This window comes from Micromonospora sp. WMMC415, from assembly GCF_009707425.1.
GTDB lineage: Bacteria > Actinomycetota > Actinomycetes > Mycobacteriales > Micromonosporaceae > Micromonospora.
Genome location: NZ_CP046104.1, coordinates 5,564,060 through 5,579,429 on the forward strand (window position 1 = coordinate 5,564,060; position 15,370 = coordinate 5,579,429).

Here is a 15,370-nt window from a genome sequence, read left to right on the forward strand (position 1 = left end):
CCCGCGGGCCGACCGGGCAGCGCGGGGAGACTCCCGGTGAATCGACTGTGGCGACCGGCCGGCCTGCGACTCCGGCTCCTGCTCGCCTTCGCGTCGCTCGGCCTGACCACCACGGCGGTGGTCGCCGGCGCCAGCTACGTCCAGGCCCGCGACGTCATCCTGCAACAGGCCCAGGACGCGGCCGTCATCACACTGACGGAGCAGATCGCCCGGATCACGCCGATCCGGAGCCTGCCACCGAGCCAGGCCGACCTGGAGGCGATCGCCGCGGACCTGTCCGACCGTGACGACAGCGCGCTGGTCACGTACCAGGACAGCAGCTCCGGTGACGACCAGCTCTCCGGCGCGCTCTCGCCCGAGCTGCGGGCGGAGGTGAGCGGCGGCCGGGTCGTCTGGCAGCGGCGCGCGGTCAACGGCTACCCGTACCTGGTGATCGGGACGCAGCTGATGGTGGCGCAGGGGGACGGCACCCCGCTCCCCTCCGGCCTGGAGGTCTACCGCCTGCACAGCCTGGAGGCCGAGCAGCGCAGCATCGACCGGCTCGCCACGCTGGCGTGGCTGACCGGTGGGCTGTCGCTGGTGTTCGCCGTCCTGCTGGCGCTGGTAGCGGCTCGAGGTGTGCTGCGGCCGGTCCAGGAACTCGGCCAGGCGGCCCGCCGGCTCGGCGAGGGTGACCTCACCACCCGGCTGACGGTTCGCGGCTCGGACGAGCTCGCCGGCGTCGCGCGGACCTTCAACCACACCGCGGAACGGCTGCAACGGCAGGTCGGGGAGCTGCGCCGGATGGAGGCGGACGCCCGGCGCTTCGTGGCCGACGTCTCGCACGAACTGCGTACGCCCCTCGCGGCGATGACCGCGGTGACCGACGTGCTGGACGAGGAGGCGCCCCGGCTGCCCGGGGACGCCGGACGCGCCGCGCGGCTGGTCAGCCAGGAGACGCAGAACCTGGCCCGGCTCGTGAACGACCTCATCGAGGTGACCCGGTTCGACTCCGGCACCGCGGCGCTCGCCCTGGACGACGTCGACGTGGCCGCGGCGGTCCGGGCGACGCTGCGCGCCCGCGGCTGGACCGACCAGGTGGTGAGCGACCTGCCGCCGGGCACGCTGGCGCGGCTCGACCCGCGCCGGCTGGACGTGATCCTGGCCAACCTGGTCGGCAACGCGCTGCGGCACGGCGCCCCGCCGGTGTCGGTCCGGCTGCGGGCCGAGCCGGACTGGGTCGTCCTGTCGGTCGGTGACCGCGGCCCGGGTCTGCACCCGCACGTGCTGCCGCACGTCTTCGACCGGTTCTACAAGGCGGACAGCGCGCGGAGCCGGTCCGAGGGCAGTGGGCTCGGCCTCGCCATCGCGTGGGAGAACGCCCGGCTGCACCGGGCGGGTGCCGATCGGGGCAGCCTGGTGGCCGGCAACGAGCCGGCCGGGGGTGCGGTGTTCACGCTCCGCCTGCCGCGTTGCTCGGTGGGCTCGGCACCGCCCGCAGCCCGTTCCCAAGCCGCCGGGGGACGACCGTGATTCGTCTCCGGCGGCGCGCACTCCTCGTCGCCCTTGCCGTGCTGGTGGCTCTCGCCGCCGGTTGCGGCGTACGCCCGAGCGGTGTCATCACCGGCGGTCCGGCCCCGGTGGGGCCGGCCCGGGGAACCGGCCTCTTCTTCGTGTCGGAGCAGCGGCTCACGCTGGTGCTGCGTCCGGTTCCGCCACCCGGGTCGGTCGACAAGGCTCTCGCCCTGCTTTTCGCCGGCCCGGATCCCGCCGAGCAGAAGCAGGGCTACACCAGCGAAATCCCGGCGGACGTCGGGTTGGGGTCGCTGTCGACCCCGGGCGGGGCGGGTACCACGGTGACGCTCACCGGCGGCGTGACGGCGTTGTCGGCCACGGCGGTCGACCAGATCGTGTGCACCGTGCGGTACGCCGCGCCGGAGAGCATGCCGACGGCGGTCACACTGGCCGGCCCGGACGGGAGTCGTGGGCCGTTGACCTGCGCTCACCCGGTCGTCGTCCCCTTCGAGCGCTGACCGGTTTCACGGTACGGCGACGGTGCTGCGGGCACCGGCGATCAGGATGTCGAGCAGGTCCGGGAAGGTGATGCCGGCACGTGCCCAGATCCGCGGGAACTGCGAGGCGCTGGTGAAGCCGGGGAACGTGTTGACCTCGTTGACCACCGGCTCGCCCGGGTCGCCGTCCCAGCCCCCGCCGCCCCGACCCTCGCCGTCCCGACCCTCGCCGTCCGTGTCCTCGGCGGGTGCGGTGCCGAGGCCCGGCCGGGGCTCGGGGAGGAAGAGATCCACCCGGAGCAGCCCCCGGCAACCGAGCGCGTGGAACGCCCGGACCGCGCGATCCTGCACCAGCCGGGTGGTGGCGGGATCGAGCGCGGCGGGGATCTGGAAGACGGCGCCACCGTCGTACTTGGCCGCGTAGTCGAAGAACGCGGACGTCGGCGGAACGGTGATCTCCAGGGGCGGACCCGCCTCGACCCGCCCGTCCGGGTGCTGGAGGACGGCGACGTCCACCTCGCGTCCGGGTACCGCCCGTTCCACGAGGACCTTCGCGTCGGCGTCGCGGGCCAGCAGGAGCGCGGCCGGCAACTGCCACCACTCGTCGACGCGGGAGACCCCGATGCTGGATCCGGCCCGGGCCGGTTTGACGAAGACCGGCAGCCCCAGCCTGCGCTGGTCGGCCCGGGACGGGAACTCGCCCGGCCCCAGGGTGATCCCGTCCGCCACCCGCAGGCCCTCGGCGCTGATCAGCTTCTTGGTGACCGCCTTGTCCATGCCGGCCGCGCTGGCGAAGACCCCGTTGCCGACGTACGGGACGTCCAGCCACTCCAGCATCGACTGGACGGTGCCGTCCTCGCCGTAGGGGCCGTGCAATGCCGGGAACACCACGTCCTGTGCGGCGAGCACGCCCAGGGCCGCTGGCAGGGTGGCCGGCTCGCCGTCGACCTGCCAGCGGCCGTCCCGGCCGATGAGGATCTCGGTGACGAGGTAGGCGTCCCGGTCGAGGTGGGCGAGGATGCTCGCCGCCGACCGTCGGGACACCTCGTGCTCACTGCTGCGACCGCCGTACAGGATCGCCAGCCGGATGCTCATGCCCTTGTTCCGTTTCTCTCCGTGCCGCGTACGCCGATCGGCCCGCTGCGCTCGCTCATGGGGTTGCCATCTCCGGGTGCCGGTACCGGCGGGCCACCCGCGCCCCGACGCCGGTCAAGATCTCGTGCGGGCTGGTCCCGGCCCACGCCGCCCATTCCGGGACCGTCGGCCAGCAGCCGGCGGTCGCGTCCGCTCCCGGACCGGGGCCGAACACCACCACCCGGTCCCCGATCGCCACGGGCAGGTCGCCGACGTCGACCACGCACTGGTCCATGGCGATCCGCCCGACGATGGGCCGCCGCGCCCCGCCCAGCCACACGCGGGCGCGCCCCTGCGCCGTCCGGGGCAGACCGTCGGCGAAGCCGACCGGCAGGAGCGCCAGGGTGGTCGGGCGCCGCGTCACGTGGTCGGGACCGTAGGACACGCCGGTGCCGGCCGGTACCCGCTTCACGTTCACCACCGTCGTGCGCAGGGTCATCGCGGCCCGCAGCCGGTACCCGCCGGGTCCCGCCGCGCCGAACGGGTCCACGCCGTACAGGGCCACACCGACCCGGCAGAGGTCGTACCGGGTCGCGGGGGCCGCCAGCGCCCCCGCTGAGTTCGCCAGGTGCACCAGATCCGGTCGTAGCCCGGCGCTCCGGGCGATCCCGAGCGCCTCCTCGAAGAGCGCCACCTGGCGGACGACGCGCGGCCCGTCCGGCGTCTCGGCGTCGGCCAGGTGCGACCAGACCCCCCGGACGCGGACGCTTCCCTCCACCTCGTACTTGCGGGACCAGCTGACCAGATCGGGCCAGTCGTGGCCGGCGGCGCCGTTGCGGGACAGCCCGGTGTCGGCCTTGAGCTGGACGGTCGCCGGCCGGCCGGACCGGACGGCGGCCTCGGCCACCGCGTGCAGGTGCGGCACGGTCGAGACGCCCAGATCCACCGCCGCGGCGATCAGCCCGGCGAAGTCGTCGTCCGGCCGGTGCAGCCAGGTCAGGACGGGCGCGGCGATGCCGGCCGCGCGCAGGGCGAGCGCCTCGGCGGTCGAGGTCACCCCGAGCCAGCGCGCGCCGGCCGCCAGCGCGGCACGGGCCACCGGCACGGCACCGTGCCCGAACCCGTCGGCCTTGACCACCGCCATCAGATCGGTGCCGGCGACCGCGGTGACCGTACGCACGTTGTCCGCGACGGCGGCCAGGTCGACCTCGGCCTCGGCCAGCGCGTTCACCGCTGCCGCCCCGGCGGGGAGACGCGGCGGGCGGAGACGGCGAAGAGCAGCGGCCCGCGCAGCGGCGGCAACCACCGCGCGCGGGGCGGTGGGCCGACGCTGCCGGGCCGTACGGGCAGCAGCGGCTGGCAGGTCACCCGGGTGAAACTGCCACCGCCATGTCCGTACGTGGTCCGCGGATTGTCACGAGCAGGTAATAGCCCGCGCCGAAGCTGCCCTAGAGTTCCTGGACCGGACGCGACAGCAGGCAGAACTCGTTGCCTTCGGGGTCAGCGAGCACGATCCAGCTCGCGTCGGCGGGCTGGCCGACGTCGACCCGTCGCGCACCGAGGGTGAGCAACCGGTCAAGCTCCGCCGCGGTGGACACGCCGTCCGCTCGCAGGTCGAAATGCAACCGGTTCTTGATCACCTTGCCCTCCGGCACAGCCGCCACGTCGATCATCGGCCAGGAACGGTCGGACGCCGCGATGGTGATCACCTCAGCGTCCTCGTCAACGACCTGCCAGCCGAGCACCGCGCAACAGAAGTCGGCGATCAGTCGTGGTCGGACGGCGTCGATGGCGATGACGGCAAGACGGCTCGGCATGCCGGCATTCTCACCCGCGACGACGCACAAGCCCAGCGCGGCCATCGCCGCGACACAACCACGGCGGCAGCATCCTCCAGCGGCAGGGCCGTCGTCACTTGTGGTTGAGGCGCCCTGCGACACCTGTTGGCCACGTCCGTCGCGCAGCGGGCATCGATCCAGGGCCAAGGAGCGGTACGGTCGGTTGCGGCGACCCCCGCACAGACATCGGCGGAGGCCGCGGCCCAGACACCTACCTGGGAGCAGTGCGATGGCACCGTCGGTGGATCCCCGCTTCGGCGTAGCGCTACGCGAGCTTCGTGAACGACGCGGGTTGTCTCTGCGTTCCCTGGGCCAGCTTGCCCACCGGAGCAAGAGCCACCTGCACGAGTTGGAGGTGGGACTCAAGGCTCCCACCCTCGACACCGCTCGCCACCTGGATGAGGTGCTCGACGCGGGCGGTGCGCTGGCTCGCCTTGTCGAGGTGCCGGTCGACCACGCCGCCGAGGCCGCCGAGCTGCGTTCGCGAGTCGCCGCAAGTGATGTCAGCAAGGACGTGATAGACCGCATCGAGCAGGGCGTTGACGACCTCGCCAGCGCCTACCCGACTGCGGCACCCGCCGACCTGCTGCCGCTGGTACGACGGCACCTCACCTACGTGGTGCGTCTGCTCGACGGGCGCGTCACGCTCGCCCAGCAGCGCCGCCTCCTGGTCGCCGGCGGCTGGCTGGCGGTGCTACGGGCCACCGTTCACATCGACCTGCAACAACGAGCAGCGGCGAGGGCACATCTCAGGGCGGCCCTCGACCTTGCCCATCACGCCGAACACGCTGAGATCCGGGGATGGTGCCTGGAGACGCGGGCTTGGGATGTGCTGACCCAGGGCGACTACCGAAAGGCGCTCGACCATTCCCTTCAGGCCCAACAGGTCGCCCCGAAGGGCAGCTCCGCCCGTATCCAGGCCACCGCGCAGGAGGCGCGCGCATGGGCGCGGACGGGTGACGTTCGTGCGACGCGGCACGCCCTGGAGCGGGTGGAGCGGCTGACCGCGAACTTGCCGGTTCCCGAGCGCGCGGAGCACCACTATCGCTACGACCCGGCAAAGGCCGCCGCCTACACGGCGACGACGTTGGCGTGGGCGGGCGATCCCGGTGCCGAGCAGGTCGCTCGGTCCGTACTCGCCGATCTGGACCCGGACGGCGACGGTGGGGCACGACCCCGCCGGTCCGCGTCGGCGCGCCTGGACCTGGGCCTTGCCCTCGTCGCCGCAGGCCAGCTCGACGAGGCGACCGCCCTGGGCGCGGAGGCTGTCGCGTCCGGGCGGGTCGTGCCCTCGAACTGGTGGCGGGCGGCCGAACTGTTGGCGAAGGTGGAACAGGCCGGCGTGCCGGAGGCGGCGGCGCTACGCGAGCTGTGCACCGAGTACGCGCCGCGTCGTCAGCCAACAGCGGACGGAACAGCCCGTTAGCGGACGGTCACGGCCTGGATCGACGCCCGAAGTGGGGTGACGCTGTCCTTCTTGGACGAGGGCGCGGAAAGCAGGATGCCATCCGTCGGCGGATCCGCGCCCTCCGAACGGAGGGAGCAGAAACCGTGAAGGCGATCATCAGGCTGCTGCGTCGGCTCGCCAGGCGGCTCTCTCCGTTCGCGTCGCTTACCTTCAGCACCGGACAGCGCATCCAGGCAGGTGAGCAGGAGGCAGCCCGACAGCGCTTGCTGAGACAGGCACGCGATACGTCGGGCCATTCCGGGGTGGACGGTGCCCCGGCCGATCGCACGCCGCCAGCATGATCCGTGGAGCGGGGCGAGTGACCACGCACGGGCCGGTGCTGCCGGTCTGGAGTTGCGGTGGCTGCGGCGCTCCGTAGCCGTGCCCGACCCGGCGGCAGGAGCTGCGGGCGGAGTACGCGGACGCTCCGGTGTCCCTGGCCCTGTACCTGGGGGCACAACTCGTTCGCGCCACCGAGGACCTGACCTGGGCGCCCGCCGGCATACTGCACCGCCGCTTCCTCGGCTGGGTGCGGTGAGCATCCTGCGGCCCGGGGACGAGAAGTTCCACTACAGCGACGGCTCACACAAGTGGATCCCGCCCGATCTGAACGCCACCCACACCGGACGCCGCGCCCGCACTTTCAGGGAAAGAGTGGCCTCCGGGCGTGCGGAGGCCACTCTTTCCGTGAATCTGCGCGGATCTTGGGGGAGGCCCAGCGACGTGCGCGCGCTCCCTTGCGCCCCCTGGCGAAGAACCGGGTGGCCGGCTGCTGCCGTACTGTCGCACGATGACCGACGGGAATCGGGTACGGCAGCTGCGGCTGGTCGTGGAGGCCGAGGACTACGCCGAGGCGGTGGCGTTCTACCGGGACGTGTTGGGCCTGCCGGAGCAGGCGGCTTTCGAAGGTGAGGGCGACGCCCGCGTGGTGATCCTCGATGCCGGCCGAGCCACGTTGGAGATCGCCAACCCGGCGCAGAAGCGGATGATCGACGATGTGGAGGTGGGCCGTCAGATCGCGCCCCGCATCCGCGTCGCGTTCGAGGTCGACGACACCGCGGCACGTACGCGGGAGGCGACCGAAGCCGGTGCCACCGAGCTCGCCCCGCCCAGGGTCACGCCGTGGCGCTCGCTCAACGCCCGCCTGCAGGCGCCGGCCGGACTGCAGATCACCCTGTTCCAGGAGTTGGAGCCGCTGGCCGAGCGGGAAACCCGCCCCGGCTTCGGCACCGGAGCCGCACGTCACGCCGACGAGACGACCTGACGTCTCGGTCGAGGCCGCCTCAGTCGTGGTCGGAATGCGGCGGGGTGCCGGGGGTCTGGCCGGGCTCCATGACGACGAACTGGCCCATCATGCCCTTGTCCTCGTGCAGCAGCAGGTGGCAGTGGTACATGAACGGGACGTTGCGGTCGGCGTACTCGCTGAACCGCACCGCCAGCCGCATCGGCACCTCGGGGGTGGTGTAGACGGTGTCCTTCCAGCCGGCCAGCTCGGGCGGCGGCGCCTGCCCGTTCACCGAGAGCACCTGGAACTGGGTCCCGTGCACGTGGAAGTTGTGCGGCTTCGGGAACGGGCTGATGACCTCCCACACCTCGGTGGTGCCCCTGGTGACTCCGAAGTCGATGCGGTTCATGTCCATCGTCAGGCCGTTGATCTGGCTGGTGCCGGCCAGTTCGAAGCGGCGGGCGGCCGGCGCGGCGGCGTCCACGCCGAGGCGGGGCGGGTCGGCGAGGGTGGCGGCCGGCTCGGGCGACGGGCTGAGCTGGTCGGCCGCGCGGAGTTCGAGGACGTCGAACCGGTCGTCGCCGCCGGTGATCCGGCTGTTGATCGGGTCGAGGCCGAGCGCCGGTGGGTAGCTGCGCAGCACGATCCGCTCCCCCGCCCGTACGGTGACCACGATCTCGGCCCGCTCGCCCGGGGAGAGCTGGACCCGCTCGGTGGTGTGCGGGGCGGGCAGCAGACCGCCGTCGGTGCCGACCAGCGCGAACGGCCGGTCGTCGGAGAGCCCGAAGTTGTAGACACGGGCCGGGGAGGCGTTGACCAGGCGCAGCCGCACCCGCTCGGTCGTCACCGTGAGGTACGGCCCGACGGTGCCGTTCACCAGCAGCGTGTCACCGAGGATGCCGACGTCGGCGATCCGCGAGTAGCCCTCGTCAAGCTGGTTGTCGTCGTCGAGGTTGACGTCCTGCACGACCACCGGGACGTCGTCGACGCCGTACCGGGTGGGCAGCCGGGCAGCCGCCGCAGCGGGCTCGTCCACGATGAACAGGCCGGCCATGCCCCGGTAGACGTGGTGGGCGGTGCGGCCGTGCGGGTGCGGGTGGTACCACAGCGTCGCGGCCGGCTGGTCGATCTTCCAGGTCGGTGACCAGGTGGCGCCCGACCTGATCGGCTGGTGTGGGCCACCGTCCATCGGGGCCGGCAGGTGCATGCCGTGCCAGTGGACGGTGGTGGTCTCGGGCAGGTCGTTGCGGACGTTGACGAGCACCGTCTCCCCGCGGGTCGCCCGCAGGGTCGGGCCGAGGTGCCCGCTGTCGAAGCCCCACGTGCTGGTCGCCCGACCCGCCCGGAACTGGCGTTCACCGGCGCCGGCGGTCAGGTCGAACACGCGTCGCCCGCCCTCCTGACGGCCGGTGAGCAGCGGCGGGATGGCGAGCTCGTTGAGGAAGTCGACCTCGCCGACGGTGTCGACGTCGCTGACCGCGTACCAGATGCCGAAGCCGGCACCCCCCACGGCCAGGACGGCCGGCACGCCGATCAGGCCCGCCTTCAGGATGCGGCGCCGGGTGGACCGGCGGCGGCCCGTGGTCTGGGCCGGTGGGGTCGCCTGGGCGGGGGTGTCCTGCGGGGAACTCGCCAGCAACGGTGTCTCCATCGTGAGGCGGCCGAGGGGCCGGGGACAGGGCCGGACGGGCGCGGACCGCGGCGCACCCCACCGGCTTCCCGCCGGCCGAGGCACACCGCGGCCCGTACGCAACGTGCGCCCCAGATTACTCGACGCGAATGGATCGGGTGGGACACCCGCGTACCGCGATCCGTACATCCTCGTGAAGTTCCGCGGGCGGCTCGGGGTCGAGCACCTCGACCTGGCCCTCCTCGTCCTGGTCGAAGACCTCCGGCGCCTGGTAGACGCAGAGGCTGCTCACCGCGCAGGTCTCCTTGGTCGCAAACACACGCATGATGACCACCGATCGCCGTGTCGTCGTCCGTCGCGGCGGGCGTCCGCCGGGGCCGCCGCGCGCGCCCGATCGTGCGACAGCGGACTCGAGAGCCGGTACAGCCGCGCGTCGAGCGGCGTTCCAAGGTGGGCCGGCACCATCGGGGGCGTTCTCCGTCCGCGCCCCGAAGGGAGCCGCCCGATGACGGGTACGGTCACCGCATCCCCCGCTCGCCTGCTCCGCCTCGGCAACGCCTTCTGCGAATCCCAGGCGCTGCTGACGGCGGTCGAGCTGGACCTGTTCCGTACGCTGCGGGACACCCCCGCCACCGGCGCGGAGATCCGCGACCGGCTGGGCCTGCACGGGCGCGGGCTGGACGACTTCCTGAACCTGCTGGTGGCGCTGGACCTGCTGTACGTCGAGGACGGCCGCTACCACAACGCCGACGACGTCGACCGGTTCCTCACCGGGCGCGGGCCGGAGGACGTGACCGGGTTCCTGCGCGGCGCCAAGGCCAACCTGTACCCGGTGTGGAACGGCCTGACCGAGACGCTGCGCACCGGGCGGCCACGCACGCCGGCGGCGGACTTCGCCGGCATGCTCGCCGACCCGACCGGGCTCCGGCGGTACGCGCACATGATGGACGGTGTGCTGCGCCCGCTGATCCCGCGGCTGGTGGCCGCGATCGACTGGACGGCGTACGGCTCGGTGCTCGACGTGGGTGGCTGCCGGGGCAGCCTGGTCGGCCAGCTCGTCCTGGCGCACCCGCACCTGGCCGGGCACGTGTTCGACCTGCCGCAGCTCGGCCCGGTCTGCGCCGAGCACATGGCCGAACTGGGCACCGCCGACCGGGTCCGCTTCCACGCCGGCAACTTCTTCGCCGACCCGCTGCCACCCGCCGACGTGGTGGTGTTCGGTCACATCCTGCACAACTGGCGGCCCTGGCAGCGCGAGGAACTGGTCTGGGCCGCGTACCGGGCGGTCCGGCCGGGCGGTGTGCTGCTGGTGCACGACCGGATGCTCGACGAGGCGGCACCCCGCGTCGACAACCTGGTGGCGAGCCTCATCATGGCGCTGGTCACCGAGGAGGGCTCCGAGTACCCCGTCGGTGAGCTGGCCGGGTACGCGAAGGCGGCCGGCTTCACGTCGGTACGTCAGCAGCCCCTGGACGACAACGAGACCCTGGTCATCTGCCACCGCGCCGCCTGACCGCCCACCCCGCACACCGGAGGCCGCAACTTCAGGGAAAGAGTGGTGTCGGCCGCGGCCGGAGGGCACTCTTTCCGTGAAGTTGCGCGGATCTTGCGGCGACGTCGGGAGGCGCTGCGCGTTGCGGCGGCGGTGCCGGAAGGCGCCCCACGCACGACGGGGCCGGGGTACGTCGCGAGCGGCGTACCCCGGCCTCGCGGACCGGTCAGGCGGCCTTGCGGGCCACGACCAGGGTGTCGTCGTCACCCAGCAGGCGGTCCTCGATCTTGACGAAGCCGGCGGCCTCGGCGTGCTCGCGCAGCTCGCCCACCGGGTACTCGGAGCCGCCGTCGGTGACCAGCAGCATGTCGAGGCTGATCACCAGGTTCTCCACCCGGCTGGACGGGCGGTCGAGCATCCGGTCGTACACGAGCAGGACGCCACCCGGGTTGACCGCGTGGAACGCCTTCTCCACCAGGAACTTCCGCTGATCGCGGTCCCAGTCGTGCAGGACGTGCCCCATCACCACGATGTCCGCCCGGGGCAGCGGGTTCTCGAAGAAGCTCCCCCCGTGGAAGGTCAGCCGGTCGGTGAGGCCCTTCTCGGCGGCCTGCTCGGTGAAGAACGGCTCCATCTGCGGCAGGTCGAACACGTGCCCGGCCAGGTTCGGGTGGGCGGTGACGATCTGCGCCGCCAGGCTGCCCCGGCAGCCGCCGACGTCGAGCACCGAGGCGTGGTCGGACCACTCGCCGAACGCCTCGATCAGCTGCGGCCCGAGGACCCGGGTCAGCGCGTCCATGGAGTGGATGAACTGCTTGAGGATCTGCGGGTTCTCCACCACCGCCTCGAAGCTGCTGCCGGACTGCGGCTTGCCGGTGCGCAGCGCCTCGCCCAGCCGGCCCCACGCCGGGTACAGGTTGCGGTTGGACCGCTCGATGAAGCCGCCGATGTACGACTCCTCGCCGCGCACCAGGAAGCGGTCGGCGCCCGAGCCGTTGCGGTAGCGGCCGTCGACCTCCTCCAGCAGCCGCAGCTCGACCAGCAGGTCGAGCCAGTCGGACAGGCCGCGGCCGTGCAGGCCGAGCTTGCCCCGGATCTCCTCGACGCTGGCCGGGCCCGCCCGCAGCGTGGTGAAGAGGCCGAGTTCCACCGCCGTCAGCAGCGCCTTGGCGTCGCAGAAGGAGTTGGCCAGCCGCAGGATGCCGGCCGGCCGGCTGGTGTCTGTCGCTGTCGTGGTCACTGGAACCGCCCGCCTTTACGCTCGAACGCCGACGTCGATCTTCTTCATGGACCACCGGGCGATCTTGAGGGACATCTCGATCGCCTCGGTGGCGTACCGCACCATCTCGGCCTGGTAACCGGCCACCGCCTCGGCCAGGGGCGCCTCACCCCGGGCGACGGCCGTCAACGCCCGGCACAACCCGCTCGCGTCGCGCAGGGCGGTGTTCGCGCCCACTCCCCCGGTCGGCGGCATCAGGTGCACCGCGTCGCCGAGGGGGATCACCGGGCCCGGCTCCCACGCCCGCACCGGCACCGTCGCCCGCAGCGCGAGCGGGTACGTCTCCGCGGGCTGCGCGTGGGCGAAGACCCCGCGCAGGTCCGGGTGCCAGTCGACGGTACGGTCGAGCACCAGCCGGCACAGCTGCTCGCCGGTGAGCGCGAAGAACGCCTCGTCGGCCAGGCCGAGCAGGTCCTTGTGGACGCTGAAGACGGACATGTAGTAGTCCTCGGACCCGCCCAGGTCCAGCCCCGGCCACAGCTTCCCGGCCGCCCGCGCCGGCGGTGTCCGGAACACCATCGGCATCAGGGCGAGCCGCAGCCCGTCCGGTGCGGTCACGTTGACGAACCGGTCGCGCAGCGACTCCGGCAGGCCCGCCTCGATCGCGGCCGTCCGGGGCGTTCGGGACAGGATCGCCCGTACGCCGAGGTCCTGGGTGGTGTCGTCGGGGCGGAGCTGGGCGCGGACGGCGGAGTGCGCCCCGTCGGCCGCCACCAGCACGTCCCCGACCGCGTGGTCGCCGTCGGCGAAGTGGGCCACCACCTCGCCGTCGACGTGCTCGTAGCGGACGAACCGCTTGTCGAAGCGCACCACGTCGTCCAGGCCGGCGAGCAGCACCCGGCGCAGCGTCGCCCGGTCGACCGCGTCGATCTTGTCCGGCGCGTCGCCGCGCGGGTCGTCGAAGGTCGGCGCGGGCAGCGGGTTGAGCCGCTCGTCGAACGCGACCAGGCCGAGCTGGTGGCGGTCGTTGGCGGTGGCGGTGAGCAGGTCCTGCGCCCGCCGGGGCAGGCACTCCCGCAGGGCGGCCTCGCCCTCCGGGCTGATCCGCAGCCGGTACCCCTGCATGCGGCCCTCGGCGGAGGCGTCCCGCTCGAAGACCGTCACGTCGGCGACGCCGGCCTGGCGCAGCCCCTGCGCGAGGCAGAGCCCGCCGACGCCGCCGCCGACGACGAGGACCCGCAGCCGCCGGCCGTTCTGGCTTCCCATCGCGTCGTCAGCCCAGGACCACGGCGGCGATCCGGTCGAGGTGGTCCGGATCGGCCGTGCAGGACAGGATCAGCAGTTCGTCGCAGCCGTTGGCCGCGTACCCGTCGACCACGTCGCGGAGCTTGCCCTCGTCGGTGATGGCGCCCTTCGCGAGGTGCTCGACCATCTGGCCCATGTAGGCGTAGTAGCTGTGCATGTGCTCCATGGCCAACTGCTGGCCGTCCGGCCCGAGCGACACGTAGAGGTTGGCGCCCATCCGCGGCTCGCCCTCGCGCTTCTCCTCCGCCCACAGCTCCTTGACCTTGGTGACCAGCTCCGGGTACTTGTGCGGCGGGCCGCCCGGGGAGATCCAGCCGATGCCGTAGCGGGCCGCCCGGCGCAGACCGGCCGGTGAGTGCCCGCCGACCCAGATCGGGATGTCACCGTTGGTGGGCCGCGGCCCGACCCCGGGGACCGGCCCGGCGCCCTGCCAGACCTGGCGGAGCTCCTCCAGCGTCGCGTCGAGCCGCCGGCCGCGGGTGTGGAAGTCGGTGCCGGTGGCGGCGTAGTCGTCCTCCCGCATACCGGCGGACACGCCGAGGATCAGCCGGCCCTCGGAGAGCCGGTCGAGGCTGGCGAGCTGCTTGGCCAGCTCCACCGGGCTGGGCCGGTACGCGGCCAGCAGGATGCCGGTGACCAGCTTGATCCGCTCGGTCACCGCCGCGGCGGCGGCCAGCGAGACGATGCCGTCGTAGTTGTCGTACACGACGCGGTCGGCGACGGTCAGGCTGTGGAAGCCGAGCCGCTCGGCCCGCCGGGCGAACTCGATCAGTTGTCGTCCCTGCGCGCCGGGGATGGTCGTCGGCAGGCAGACTCCGATATCCATTGCGGACTCCCTGGGATTCACGGTCGGGTTTCCTGCCGAGCGTCCGGGCGCCCGGCGGCACCGCCCTCCTCCGAGCGGCGGTGCGGCCACTGTGGCCGGGAGCGCCGGAGGGCCGGTCGAGCGACGGTCGACCTCAGGTCGGGCACGGCGTCACCGGGGCCGGCCCGTCCCGGCTCGCCGCGGCGGTGCGGCCGCGCTCGACACCCCCTCGAGGCCGGTCGTGTCCGATGGAGGTCGCGCGCCAGCGCCGAATGTCCGTGAGCTGCGCACCGGCCGTGCCAGCCGTACCGGCGGAGGGATGCCCCCTGAAACTCGGAGCGATCATTGAATGGGCGGACGACCTCGCGGAGTTCCGGAGCGTCGTCCGACTGGCCGATGACCTCGGATACGACGTCATCGGGGTCGGCGACACGCCGGCCCGCGCCTACGAGATGTACGTGTCGCTGACCGTCGCGGCGTACGAGACGCGACGGGCGACGCTCACGCCGATGGTGACGACGCCGTTCTTCCGCCACCCGGCGGCGACCGCCACGGCGATCTCGACCCTGCACGAGGTGACCGGCGGCCGGGCGATGCTCGCGGTCGGCAACGGCGGCAGCGTCCGGCGGGTGGTCGGCCGCTCCCCGGTCGCCACCCCGCACGAGCTGCGCGACTACGTGACCGCGGTACGGGCCGTGCTGCGCGGCGACTCGGCCCGGGTCGACGGCTTCGACACCGAACCGTTGGAGCGGGTGCGCGACGTGCCGGTGCTGGTCGCCGCCGACTACCCGAAGAGCCTGCGGCTCGCCGGCGAGCTGGCCGACGGGGTGGTCACCACCGTCGGCATGTCCACCGAGCGGGTGGCCCGCAAGGTCGCCCAGGTCCGGGCGGCCGCCGAGGCGGCCGGCCGGGACCCGGACGCCGTCCAGGTGTGGGGGTTCAGCTTCGTGTCCGTCAAGGACAGCCGGGCCGAGGCGAACGCCGAGATCGGCGCGGCGCTCGCCTCCGACGTGGCACTGCGGTTGAAGTCGCCGCACATGCGCTCCACCGTTCCGCCCGAGCTGCTGCCCGCGGTGGAGGAGATGGAGCGGCGCTACGACGTGTGGGACCACACCGTCGGCGGCAAGAACGCGCGGCTGCTGGAGGAGTTGGGCCTGGTCGACCTGGCGCTGGAGATGACCGGGGTGACCGGCACCGTCGCCGAGGTGGGCGAGCACCTGCGCCGGCTGGAGGAGGTCGGGGTGTCGGGCGTCCTGGCGGCCCTGCCGCCGCTGGCCGACCCGAAAGGGCTGCTGCGGCGGCTGAGCCAGGCCGCTGCCACCTGACCCGGCTGCGTCCCCCGGC

The 15,370-nt window shown here is 73.1% G+C and carries 16 protein-coding genes; 7 read left to right on the plus strand and 9 right to left on the minus strand.

Annotated features, from left to right (window positions below; translation table 11 throughout):
• The first annotated feature begins 36 nt into the window (after positions 1–36).
• Together GKC29_RS26010 and GKC29_RS26015 are read left to right on the plus strand one after the other, a co-directional pair.
• The gene (locus tag GKC29_RS26010) at positions 37–1,512 is read left to right on the plus strand and encodes a HAMP domain-containing sensor histidine kinase (protein ID WP_155333316.1); all 1,476 of its coding nucleotides are present in this window, start codon (positions 37–39) and stop codon (positions 1,510–1,512) included.
• Positions 1,509–2,012, plus strand: coding sequence for a hypothetical protein (locus GKC29_RS26015; RefSeq protein ID WP_155333317.1), 504 nt, complete (start codon positions 1,509–1,511; stop codon positions 2,010–2,012). The genes GKC29_RS26010 and GKC29_RS26015 overlap by 4 nt, the downstream gene beginning before the upstream one ends.
• Before the next feature lie 6 nt (positions 2,013–2,018).
• Here GKC29_RS26015 and GKC29_RS26020 read toward each other — a convergent pair whose 3' ends face one another.
• The 4 genes from GKC29_RS26020 to GKC29_RS26035 all read right to left on the minus strand — a co-directional run bounded on the left by GKC29_RS26020 (position 2,019) and on the right by GKC29_RS26035 (position 4,927).
• On the minus strand, positions 2,019–3,086 hold the full coding sequence (locus GKC29_RS26020) for a D-alanine--D-alanine ligase family protein (protein ID WP_155333318.1): 1,068 nt from the start codon (positions 3,084–3,086) through the stop codon (positions 2,019–2,021).
• A gap of 55 nt (positions 3,087–3,141) precedes the next feature.
• Positions 3,142–4,296, minus strand: coding sequence for an alanine racemase (alr, locus tag GKC29_RS26025; RefSeq protein WP_196255738.1), 1,155 nt, complete (start codon positions 4,294–4,296; stop codon positions 3,142–3,144).
• A complete protein-coding gene (locus GKC29_RS26030; RefSeq protein ID WP_155333319.1) occupies positions 4,293–4,433 on the minus strand; it encodes a hypothetical protein in 141 nt (46 codons plus the stop codon). Before GKC29_RS26030 ends, alr begins: the two co-directional genes overlap by 4 nt.
• Before the next feature lie 80 nt (positions 4,434–4,513).
• Complete coding sequence (locus GKC29_RS26035; RefSeq protein ID WP_230688823.1) at positions 4,514–4,927, minus strand: VOC family protein; 414 nt, start codon at positions 4,925–4,927, stop codon at positions 4,514–4,516.
• Between the two features lie 205 nt (positions 4,928–5,132).
• Here GKC29_RS26035 and GKC29_RS26040 point away from each other — a divergent pair, with 205 nt between their 5' ends.
• From GKC29_RS26040 to GKC29_RS26055, 3 genes are all read left to right on the plus strand, one after another.
• Positions 5,133–6,329, plus strand: a complete 1,197-nt coding sequence (locus GKC29_RS26040; RefSeq protein WP_155333320.1) for a helix-turn-helix transcriptional regulator — start codon at positions 5,133–5,135, stop codon at positions 6,327–6,329.
• Between the two features lie 125 nt (positions 6,330–6,454).
• A complete protein-coding gene (locus GKC29_RS26045) occupies positions 6,455–6,652 on the plus strand; it encodes a hypothetical protein (RefSeq protein WP_155333321.1) in 198 nt (65 codons plus the stop codon).
• Between the two features lie 488 nt (positions 6,653–7,140).
• Positions 7,141–7,614 (plus strand): VOC family protein, encoded by a 474-nt coding sequence (locus GKC29_RS26055; protein ID WP_155333322.1) that lies wholly within the window; start codon positions 7,141–7,143, stop codon positions 7,612–7,614.
• Positions 7,615–7,633: 19 nt separating this feature from the next.
• Here the strand turns inward: GKC29_RS26055 and GKC29_RS26060 are convergent, their stop codons facing one another.
• Positions 7,634–9,214, minus strand: coding sequence for a multicopper oxidase family protein (locus GKC29_RS26060; protein ID WP_230688824.1), 1,581 nt, complete (start codon positions 9,212–9,214; stop codon positions 7,634–7,636).
• 127 nt (positions 9,215–9,341) lie between these two features.
• Positions 9,342–9,530, minus strand: coding sequence for a ferredoxin (locus tag GKC29_RS26065; RefSeq protein WP_155333323.1), 189 nt, complete (start codon positions 9,528–9,530; stop codon positions 9,342–9,344).
• 180 nt (positions 9,531–9,710) lie between these two features.
• Here GKC29_RS26065 and GKC29_RS26070 point away from each other — a divergent pair, with 180 nt between their 5' ends.
• Positions 9,711–10,718: a methyltransferase gene (locus GKC29_RS26070; RefSeq protein ID WP_155333324.1), complete on the plus strand. Its 1,008-nt coding sequence runs from the start codon at positions 9,711–9,713 to the stop codon at positions 10,716–10,718.
• A 205-nt stretch (positions 10,719–10,923) separates the two neighbouring features.
• On the opposite strand, the gene GKC29_RS26075 is transcribed toward GKC29_RS26070, so the two are convergent.
• The 3 genes from GKC29_RS26075 to GKC29_RS26085 are packed head-to-tail and all read right to left on the minus strand — an operon-like array spanning position 10,924 to position 14,047.
• Complete coding sequence (locus tag GKC29_RS26075; RefSeq protein ID WP_155333325.1) at positions 10,924–11,937, minus strand: methyltransferase; 1,014 nt, start codon at positions 11,935–11,937, stop codon at positions 10,924–10,926.
• Positions 11,938–11,952: 15 nt separating this feature from the next.
• A complete protein-coding gene (locus GKC29_RS26080; RefSeq protein WP_155333326.1) occupies positions 11,953–13,182 on the minus strand; it encodes an NAD(P)/FAD-dependent oxidoreductase in 1,230 nt (409 codons plus the stop codon).
• A gap of 7 nt (positions 13,183–13,189) precedes the next feature.
• Positions 13,190–14,047, minus strand: a complete 858-nt coding sequence (locus tag GKC29_RS26085; RefSeq protein ID WP_155333327.1) for an LLM class flavin-dependent oxidoreductase — start codon at positions 14,045–14,047, stop codon at positions 13,190–13,192.
• Positions 14,048–14,322: 275 nt separating this feature from the next.
• On the opposite strand from GKC29_RS26085, the gene GKC29_RS26090 reads away from it, so the two are divergent.
• Positions 14,323–15,351 (plus strand): LLM class flavin-dependent oxidoreductase, encoded by a 1,029-nt coding sequence (locus GKC29_RS26090; protein ID WP_196255740.1) that lies wholly within the window; start codon positions 14,323–14,325, stop codon positions 15,349–15,351.
• Positions 15,352–15,370: the final 19 nt, after the last annotated feature.

Coding starts and splice junctions, on each gene's coding strand:
- GKC29_RS26020 (WP_155333318.1), bottom strand. CDS start 3,086: ATGAGCATCCGGCTGGCGATCCTGTACGGCGGTCGCAGCAGTGAGCAC.
- GKC29_RS26035 (WP_230688823.1), bottom strand. CDS start 4,927: ATGGCCGCGCTGGGCTTGTGCGTCGTCGCGGGTGAGAATGCCGGCATG.
- GKC29_RS26040 (WP_155333320.1), top strand. CDS start 5,133: ATGGCACCGTCGGTGGATCCCCGCTTCGGCGTAGCGCTACGCGAGCTT.
- GKC29_RS26055 (WP_155333322.1), top strand. CDS start 7,141: ATGACCGACGGGAATCGGGTACGGCAGCTGCGGCTGGTCGTGGAGGCC.
- GKC29_RS26065 (WP_155333323.1), bottom strand. CDS start 9,530: ATGCGTGTGTTTGCGACCAAGGAGACCTGCGCGGTGAGCAGCCTCTGC.
- GKC29_RS26070 (WP_155333324.1), top strand. CDS start 9,711: ATGACGGGTACGGTCACCGCATCCCCCGCTCGCCTGCTCCGCCTCGGC.
- GKC29_RS26080 (WP_155333326.1), bottom strand. CDS start 13,182: ATGGGAAGCCAGAACGGCCGGCGGCTGCGGGTCCTCGTCGTCGGCGGC.
- GKC29_RS26085 (WP_155333327.1), bottom strand. CDS start 14,047: ATGGATATCGGAGTCTGCCTGCCGACGACCATCCCCGGCGCGCAGGGA.